Annotated in this window: 8 protein-coding genes and 1 pseudogene; 3 read left to right on the top strand and 6 right to left on the bottom strand. The window is 32.6% G+C overall.

What is annotated here, in order from left to right:
* Positions 1-94: 94 nt before the first annotated feature.
* From HMPREF0528_RS03415 to HMPREF0528_RS03425, 3 genes are read right to left on the bottom strand one after another with little or no spacing between them, the layout of a single operon-like run.
* A complete protein-coding gene (locus HMPREF0528_RS03415; protein WP_004895150.1) occupies positions 95-796 on the bottom strand; it encodes a methionine ABC transporter permease in 702 nt (233 codons plus the stop codon).
* Complete coding sequence (locus tag HMPREF0528_RS03420) at positions 789-1838, bottom strand: methionine ABC transporter ATP-binding protein (protein WP_004895151.1); 1050 nt, start codon at positions 1836-1838, stop codon at positions 789-791. Before HMPREF0528_RS03420 ends, HMPREF0528_RS03415 begins: the two co-directional genes overlap by 8 nt.
* 16 nt (positions 1839-1854) lie before the next feature.
* The gene (locus HMPREF0528_RS03425) at positions 1855-2709 is read right to left on the bottom strand and encodes a MetQ/NlpA family ABC transporter substrate-binding protein (RefSeq protein WP_004895152.1); all 855 of its coding nucleotides are present in this window, start codon (positions 2707-2709) and stop codon (positions 1855-1857) included.
* Between the two features lie 426 nt (positions 2710-3135).
* Here HMPREF0528_RS03425 and HMPREF0528_RS03430 point away from each other — a divergent pair, with 426 nt between their 5' ends.
* The 3 genes from HMPREF0528_RS03430 to HMPREF0528_RS03440 all read left to right on the top strand — a co-directional run bounded on the left by HMPREF0528_RS03430 (position 3136) and on the right by HMPREF0528_RS03440 (position 5309).
* Complete coding sequence (locus HMPREF0528_RS03430) at positions 3136-3840, top strand: sunset domain-containing protein (RefSeq protein ID WP_004895153.1); 705 nt, start codon at positions 3136-3138, stop codon at positions 3838-3840.
* Positions 3840-4691, top strand: a complete 852-nt coding sequence (locus tag HMPREF0528_RS03435; RefSeq protein WP_004895154.1) for a DNA/RNA non-specific endonuclease — start codon at positions 3840-3842, stop codon at positions 4689-4691. The genes HMPREF0528_RS03430 and HMPREF0528_RS03435 overlap by 1 nt, the downstream gene beginning before the upstream one ends.
* Positions 4692-4991: 300 nt before the next feature.
* Complete coding sequence (locus HMPREF0528_RS03440; protein ID WP_004895157.1) at positions 4992-5309, top strand: helix-turn-helix domain-containing protein; 318 nt, start codon at positions 4992-4994, stop codon at positions 5307-5309.
* Between the two features lie 49 nt (positions 5310-5358).
* Here the strand turns inward: HMPREF0528_RS03440 and bsh are convergent, their stop codons facing one another.
* From bsh to HMPREF0528_RS03455, 3 genes and pseudogenes are all read right to left on the bottom strand, one after another.
* Positions 5359-6339: a choloylglycine hydrolase gene (bsh, locus tag HMPREF0528_RS03445; RefSeq protein ID WP_004895158.1), complete on the bottom strand. Its 981-nt coding sequence runs from the start codon at positions 6337-6339 to the stop codon at positions 5359-5361.
* Positions 6340-6434: 95 nt separating this feature from the next.
* Positions 6435-8057 carry an ABC-F family ATP-binding cassette domain-containing protein gene (locus HMPREF0528_RS03450; RefSeq protein WP_004895159.1) on the bottom strand — a complete coding sequence of 541 codons (1623 nt, stop codon included), beginning with the start codon at positions 8055-8057 and terminating at the stop codon, positions 6435-6437.
* A gap of 66 nt (positions 8058-8123) precedes the next feature.
* A pseudogene (locus HMPREF0528_RS03455) lies at positions 8124-8392 on the bottom strand (hypothetical protein).
* Positions 8393-8427: the final 35 nt, after the last annotated feature.

Here is an 8427-nt window from a genome sequence, read left to right on the forward strand (position 1 = left end):
TAAATGAAAGGGCATACAAAAAGCGGAGAATATAATTCTTCGCTAATATAATTGTATTAAATTATACTAAAAATACTTTTTCAATGCTATACTCTTATCGTTCTTGATGATTCAACTTTTTAGCAACTAGGTCTCCAATCACTTGAACAATCAATACCAATAATAAAACTAATAAAGTTGCTACCAAAGTCACATCATTATTAAATCTATTGTATCCATATGAAATGGCTGTATTACCTAAGCCACCAGCACCAACAGCTCCTGCCATTGCAGTTAATCCAATTAAACTAATCAAAGTCACTGTTGAAACTCGAGTTAATTCAGATCTACTTTCTCTTAAATATACGTCAAAAATAATATCTTTGGTTGAAGCACCTAATGCTTCTGCAGCTTCAATCTTTCCTTTATCTACACTTTCAAGTGCAACTTGAACTTGTCTAGCAAAAAATGGGAACACACCTAAAGTTAATGGTACTAAAGCTGCTTTCATCCCAATTTGAGTTCCAACAATTTTTTGGGTGACTGGAGCAACAAATGCTAGCAAAATAATAAATGGCACAGCTCTAAAAATCGATATGATTTTATCAACAATCCAATAAACTATTTTATTAGCTAAAATTCCTTTTGGTTTTGTTAAAACTAATAATAAGCCAAAAATTAAACCTAGAATTCCCCCAAAAATAGCTGACCAAAAAGTCATAAATAAGGTTTGGAAAATAGCTGTTCCCCAACCAGCATCTCCGCTCCAACCTAGGGCTACTACATTAGGAAAGTTTTTAGTGAAAAAACTAATCATTAGTCAGCACTCCTTTATCTAACTTCGTTACTACAACATTTTTACTCTCCAAGAATTTAATAGCTTCTTTTTGCTTTAATTCATCTAAATTCAATAAAATTGCAAGTGTTCCTATTGGTTCACCACTTAGAACTTCTACATTTCCATATAAAATACTTGCTTTTGTATTCAATGAAACATCTAAATCAGCCACAACTGATTTAGTTACATCATTGATGCTATAAACTAATTGATACAATTCTGCGTTCTCGGCTAATTTATCAAAGTTATAAGTATTCAAAATATGTTGAGCCTGCAAAGCCCCACCCACAAATTGACGCGTAAGTTGCTTTTGAGGATGTAAGAAGACCTCTCTCAACTCACCTTTTTCGATTACTTTTCCCTTTTCCATTACTGCAATTTTATTTGCTACACGTTTTACAGCATCCATTTCATGGGTAATTAAAACAACAGTTAGGCCTAATTTTTTATTTAGATCATATAATAAATCTAAGATTTGATTAGTAGTTTTTGGATCAAGGGCACTCGTTGCCTCATCAGAAATCAAAATATCAGGATCATTGGCCAGGGCACGCGCAATAGCTACACGCTGTTGCTGACCTCCAGATAACTGAGCCGGATAAAAATCTGCCTTATCTTTTAAGCCAACTAATTCTAACAAATGAAGAGATTTTTCCTCCAATTCCTGATCAGATAAGCGACTATGTTGCAGCGCAAAAGCAACATTTTCAATAACAGGTTCTTCGTTCAATAGGTTGAAATTTTGAAAAATCATCCCAATTTTACGTCTTTTTTCTTGAAGTTGCTTCTTACTAATTTGTAATTTATTGTCTTTAAACAACACTGTTCCATTCACTTCTACTGAGCCGGCAGAAGGATATTGTAACAAGTTAATTGTTCTAACCAAAGTAGACTTGCCTGCCCCTGAAAATCCAATTACACCGTAAATGTCACCCTTGTTTATTTCTAAACTTACATCGTTAACTGCTTTATTCTGTCCAAATTGAACGGTAATATTTTTCAAATCAATTTGTGCTGCCATTAGACTGCTCCTCCTCTTACTTTAATTTCAATCCCCAAGCTGCAACTTCAGTCTTGCCATAAAGTTTGTCAGATAATTTCTTAGTTTTTTCAGTTTGATATGCCTTAACTAAATCCTTATAAATTTTGTTATTCTTATCTTTTTTATTTGCTACAATTATGTTAATCCATTGTTCAGAATCTTTATTCAAAGGCTCAATATAAATTGTTTGCTTATCACCTAATTTAGCAGGAACGGCATAAGTATTATTAACAATACTTGCATCTACATCATCAATTACTCTTGCTGTTTGTTCTGCACTAACTTCCTTAATTTTTAGTCCCTTAGGATTTGAAGTAATATCAGCTACCGTTGCAAGTTTAACGCCCTTTTTCAAGTTAATTAGTCCAGCATTTTTCAAGACATATAAAGCTCTTGATTCATTAGATGCATCATTTGGTACTGCAATTGTAGCGCCTTGTGGAAAATCATTAATGCTCTTATATTTCTTTGAATACAACCTGATTGGAGCAATATAAGTATTCCCAATTGCGACTAGTGAACCATGATTTGCCTTATTCCAGGCATTTAAAAATGTATAGTGCTGGAAAGCATTTAGGTCAATATCACCATTTTGAAGTGCCTTATTTGGTTGATTATAGTCAGTAAAATTCTTAGTTTTAATTTTTATGCCATACTCTTCTTCAGCAGTTTCTGCTACACTTTTCCAAATTTCGGCATCTTGCTTAGTTTGACCAACTACACCCACTACTACTTCTTTTTTATTCTTGGCAGTGTTACTGGTTGGACCAAAACTAAACCATCCAGCAATTACAATTAAAACTGCCACTAGTGACCAAATTATTCTATTTCTAATTCTCTTTTTATGCATTGTACTTTCCTCCAAACAAAAAAGCACTCATCCATAAAAGGACGAGTGCTCGCGTTACCACCTTTAATTTGCCATTTACTCACATAAATGACCTTAGTAAGTAGCTCCTAATTTTCATTAAGAATTACCTTGCGTTTTTAACGATCGCAACTCCGTTGATAACTTATTATTAAAATTCGTTACCACCATTTTAATCTCTAGTCCATCTTCAATTAGCTGTTTTATCTACTTCCACCACACGTAGACTCTCTAAAAAGACATCACCAATTTACTCAACTAGCAAAATGTTTAAGTTAATTGTTAAAAATATATTATAATCTTAATCAAATTTCGTCAAGTCTTTTTTATTTTTTATTTTCTTATCGAAATCATTATATTATCCTGATACATGAGGATATTTAAGAATGGAGAAAGAATGGAGAAAGAATGATGAAAAATAATATTGTCAAAATAATAATGTGGATCCTCTTTTGGTTTTATCTAATTCCATATTATTTACTAAAAAAATTTATTTTTAAGAAAAACAAACATCAAGTTTTTTGGGCAAATTGTGTAACAATCTCTTTATTCGTTTTACTAAGTCTGGCGGTTAGCCCAAGCAGTACAACCACTACTTCAATTAATGAGAACGCCTCAGCCAAAAGCAGCAGAGTAGTTCATAAAACAATCATTAAAAAAGTTGGAACTAAAGAACTTAATAAAGAAAAAGCTAGAGCTAAGGTTCTCAAACAAGAACAAAAGAATAAACAAGCCGAATATGACAAGTTAAAGCGGCAACTTGATGACTACCAAGAAAAAGAAGAACAACAAAAACAAGAAGCTGAACAAGCAAGAAAAAAGGCTGAAGCGGCAGCTAAAAAAGAGGCCAAAGCCCGTCAAAAAGAAGCTGAAGAACAACAAAAAGCTGCTCAACGTCAGGAAGCAAATACTAATAGTTCTTCTAGTTCGTCTGATTCTTCTAATCAAGGTGATCTTTATACTGGTAACCAAGGAACAATTGTCGGAAACAGTAATTCAAAAATTTACCACGTACCTGGTCAAGCAGGCTACCATATGAATTCAGTTAATGCCGTTTACTTTAACAGTGAACAAGACGCAATTAATGCTGGCTATAGAAAGGCCAAAAGATAATGAAATATAAGAAAATTACCGAATTTTTAACAGTTACCCTTTTGTTTTCTTTCGGAATTAGTCAAACATATACTGTTCAAGCTAGTTCATCTAACGATACTAAAGTCGCTAAAAAATATAAGTATGACTATACTGATCAAAAGAAAGCAAAAAATTTAAAAAAGAAGAACAAAAAAATTGAGAAGAAAATTAGCTCTTTGGATAAAAAGATAGCTGATCTTCAAAAACAATTAAAAAACTACACCAATCCAAATGCAGTTGAATCTTTAAGTAAACAAAAATTAGCTAGTCTTGATTATACGGGGAAAACTGTTGTTAACGTAAACAATAATAATCCAGATTTTTCAAAGCAAGATTTAGATACAAGTCATGGTGCCTGGCAAAAATATGGCGATCTTGATTCACAAAATCGTGTAACTGCAGCAAATGCACTTTTAAATAGTTCCTTAATGCCAAAAACAAAACGAGAGCCACTGCATGTCAATCCAACTGGCTGGCATAATAAGAAAATAAATGACCATTGGCTCTATAATCGTTCTCATTTAATTGGTTATCAACTCACAGGTCAAAATAATAATTGGAAAAACCTGATGACTGGGACTAGGCATTTAAATGATCCAGATATGCTAATGTATGAGAATGAAGTGGCTACTTATTTAAAGGCCTCTCCATCAAATTATGTTCGGTATCGAGTTACACCAATTTTTAGAAATAATGAATTATTAGCTCGTGGTGTCGAAATGGAGGGCCAATCAATCAACTCAAACGATGTTCATTTCCATGTTTATATTTTTAATGTTCAAGATGGTGTAAACATAAACTACGCTAATGGAACCAGTAAAGCTTCTTAAGTTTTAATAAAATAACTATGTTAAAGTTATTTTATTTTCTATACTTCTATTCGCTTCTCTCATTTTCCTAAGTTCAAACCTATACTTTTCCTTCATAATGCTCATTCAATTAGTATTTATGCTCAATAGTTTAGGTGTATGAATATACTAAATGAAAAAAGATAATATTATAAATTCTTCATTTAATTACAGTTTAACTTTATTCTAAAAAGCGCAGGCAGAAATCTGTGTGAAAGGAATTGTGATTGAAGTGATAGACAACTTAGGAGCTGCGATCAAAAAAGGCGCAAGAGTTTGAGAATGACTCAAGAAGACCTTGCGGAATTCAGTAGTCTATCAGTGAATTTCATCTCTAAGATTAAAAGAACAGGTAATCAAAATATCAGTATTCAAAAATTAGATGCGATTGCAAAGGCACTACAAACATCCGTAATTACTTTAATTGATGAATCATCCAAAACTCCTGAACCACAGGCATTTGCAAGTAAGTTAAGCAATGACCGTGTTTTTCTTGACAAGCTTACAAATGACATGAAAAAACTTCCTGTTGAACAGAAAGAGGCTTTAGCTAAAAGTTTTATTACTATAATTAATACTTTTGCTAAAGAAGATAAATAAAAACTTTGCCAGATATCTTCTATCTGGCAAAGTTTTTTTATTTTATAGTCTAATTTTGATAATTAATTGTTTGCTTTTCAATCAATTTGTAATCTATTAACTCATTACCATTTAAGTTTTCTTTATTTAATTCAATGGCGTTAATTTGATTATTTTCATAATTGGTATAATAAAATGTTCCTGTCTCTAAATTAGTTCCATCAGAGTAAATTGTGTACTCATAAGAATTTGGTCCTACTTCATCCGTTCCTTTTGGCTGTTCAACTGAATGTAGAATATGGAAATAATTTGTTACACTACTTAATTCATTATTTCCTTGAGGGGAATGCGCACGAACAAAAGCTACTTTCACAAAACGACTGGCTGAATCCATTCCTCCTGGCAAAAAATAACTCCCTAACCCGCGACTATATAAATTAAGGTCAACACCTGGAACAAGAGTATTTTTAGGCTGTGCAGGTGCTATATTACTATAATTAGCTAAGTTACGTAACTGGCCTGGAAATTCAGGATTATTGGTTAAAACATGAACTGGATTATCATAAACGTGTAATCCACTTAAAGTCGACTCTACAACGATCGACTTACCACTCTTATCAGCCATTAACCAGTGAAGTGGAGAAAGTGGTAGTTTTTCTGAAAAGTTTATATTTACTAAGCTAACATCTTTCAACGCTTCTTTTACTTCAGCAACCGTAGTATATTGACTTAGCAAATAAGGAATTAATTCAAATGGTGTAACATTATTTTTCTCCGCATTTTCTGGAAAATAATGACACGGACCATCAAAATTAAGACCAGCAATTCCTAGCCCTTCTTCATTTGCTGCATCAAAATATAGTGGATAATTATTTTCTACAATCGCCATACCAACCATAGCATATTTTGCCTTTTTACTTGGTAATTTACGATATTGAAACTCATAATTTCTTGGTGTAATTACAGGATGTTCACCAAAAGAAATTTCCAAGTCTAGATTTCGACCAAAATAATGATTATTATTTGAACTATAAACAATTGAGGTACACATATAAACTCCTCCTTATATCTTTTACAGTCCCTATATTACTCTTTTTTTCAAAAATAAAAAAGAAACTTCTCCTATGAAGTTTCCTTATTTTATTATTAGTATATTTTTTGAACATTATTTTGAATAGTTGGGTTATCTAAAAATTCATCATAGCTAGTATCTGCACGACTAACAATTCCTTTAGGGCCGACCTCAATAATATGATCCGCGATAGTTTGAATAAATTCATGATCGTGAGATGTAAATAAGATTGAACCTTGGTAATCTTTCAAAGCGTCGTTAAGAGAAGTAATTGATTCTAAATCCAAATGGTTAGTAGGATCATCCATTACCAAAACGTTAGCTGGTTCAAGCATCATTCTTGAAAGCTGACAACGAACTTTTTCTCCACCAGAGAGTACCTTAATCTTTTTATCAATTTCTTCACCAGAAAAGAGCATTCTACCTAAAAAGCCACGTAAAAAAGTATTATCATCTTGTTCTTTAGTAGCATATTGGCGAAGCCAATCTAAAATCGTTAATTCATCGTTGTTAAAGTTAGCATTTAAATCACGTGACATATAGTTATAAGCAGTAGTTTGACCCCAAGTCACAGTACCACTCTCTGGCTTAACTTTACCAGCAATAATGTCCATTAAAGCAGTGGATGCTAAAGAATTGCGTGATAAAAATGCAACTTTATCACCAGGACGCACTATAAATGAAACATGGTCCAAAATCTTTTCACCATCAACACTATAAGATACATCTTCTACTTTTAGTAAATCGTTTCCTAGGTCACGGTGCATTTCAAATTTTACATAAGGATATTTACGAGAAGATGGTCTAATATCATCAAGGGTAATTTTTTCTAATTGTTTCTTTCTTGAAGTGGCTTGTTTTGATTTGGACGCATTTGCTGAGAAACGAGCAATAAATTCTTGTAGTTCTTTTATTTTTTCTTCTTTTTTAGCATTTTGGTTAGCTGCTAATTCACTTGCAAGCTTACTTGATTCATACCAGAAATCGTAATTACCCATGTATAATTGAATTTTGCCATAATCAACATCACACATTTGTGTACATACTTGATTTAAGAAGTGACGGTCGTGGGAAACTACAATAACAATATTTGGATAATCGGCTAAAAAGTCTTCAAGCCAGTTTACAGTATGAACATCTAAACCGTTAGTGGGCTCATCAAGTAAAAGAATATCAGGATTACCAAATAAGGCTTGTGCTAATAATACTTTAACTTTTTCAGCTTCTGGTAATTCACTCATCTTACTTTGATGCAAGTCTTCTGGTATACCTAAAGACTGCAAAAGCTTAGATGCGTCTGCTTCGGCGTTCCAACCGTCAAGTTCAGCAAATTTAGATTCTAGTTCTGCAGCTTTAACTCCATCTTCATCGCTAAAATCAGCTTTAGAATAAAGTTCGTCCTTATCCTTCATTACTTGATAAAGTTCCTTATGCCCCTGAATTACTGTATCTAAAACCGTAAATTTTTCGAAAGCAAAGTGATCCTGATTCAAGCTCGACATTCTTTCATTAGCATCGATGGAAATATTACCAGTAGTAGGTTCAATCTTACCTTCTAGTAGTTTCAAAAAAGTTGACTTACCGGCACCATTAGCACCGATTACTCCATAACAATTACCGGGAGTGAATTTCAAGTTAACATCTTCGTATAAGGTACGACCAGATAAATTTAAACTTAAATCTGAGACAGTAATCAAATTATTTTCCTCTCTTACATCTAATTTTTATTTATAACACATTATAGAAAGTCTTTTTATGAAAATTTAATGCAAACTGGTAATGAATGTAGCTAATCCAAATAAAATCCCCGGAAAATTAGCTACAAACAACGGCCAATCCTTTTTCTCTCTTAAGAGAGCATACAGAACTCAAATAAGGCAGTTAATGGCTGAATAGGATTGCCGTAATTTCCTTGCAAATTATTCATAATTTGTGAAATATAAGAAACATACATTAGAACAGATAAAACTGAGCCAATTCGTCCAATCGTTAATACAGTCTTATTATCAAAAGATCTAATTTTCTTTTTCAACTAATCTTCCTTTCTATACTATGTTATCTAGTTTT

The organism is Lactobacillus johnsonii ATCC 33200 (assembly GCF_000159355.1).
Taxonomy (GTDB): Bacteria; Bacillota; Bacilli; order Lactobacillales; family Lactobacillaceae; genus Lactobacillus; species Lactobacillus johnsonii.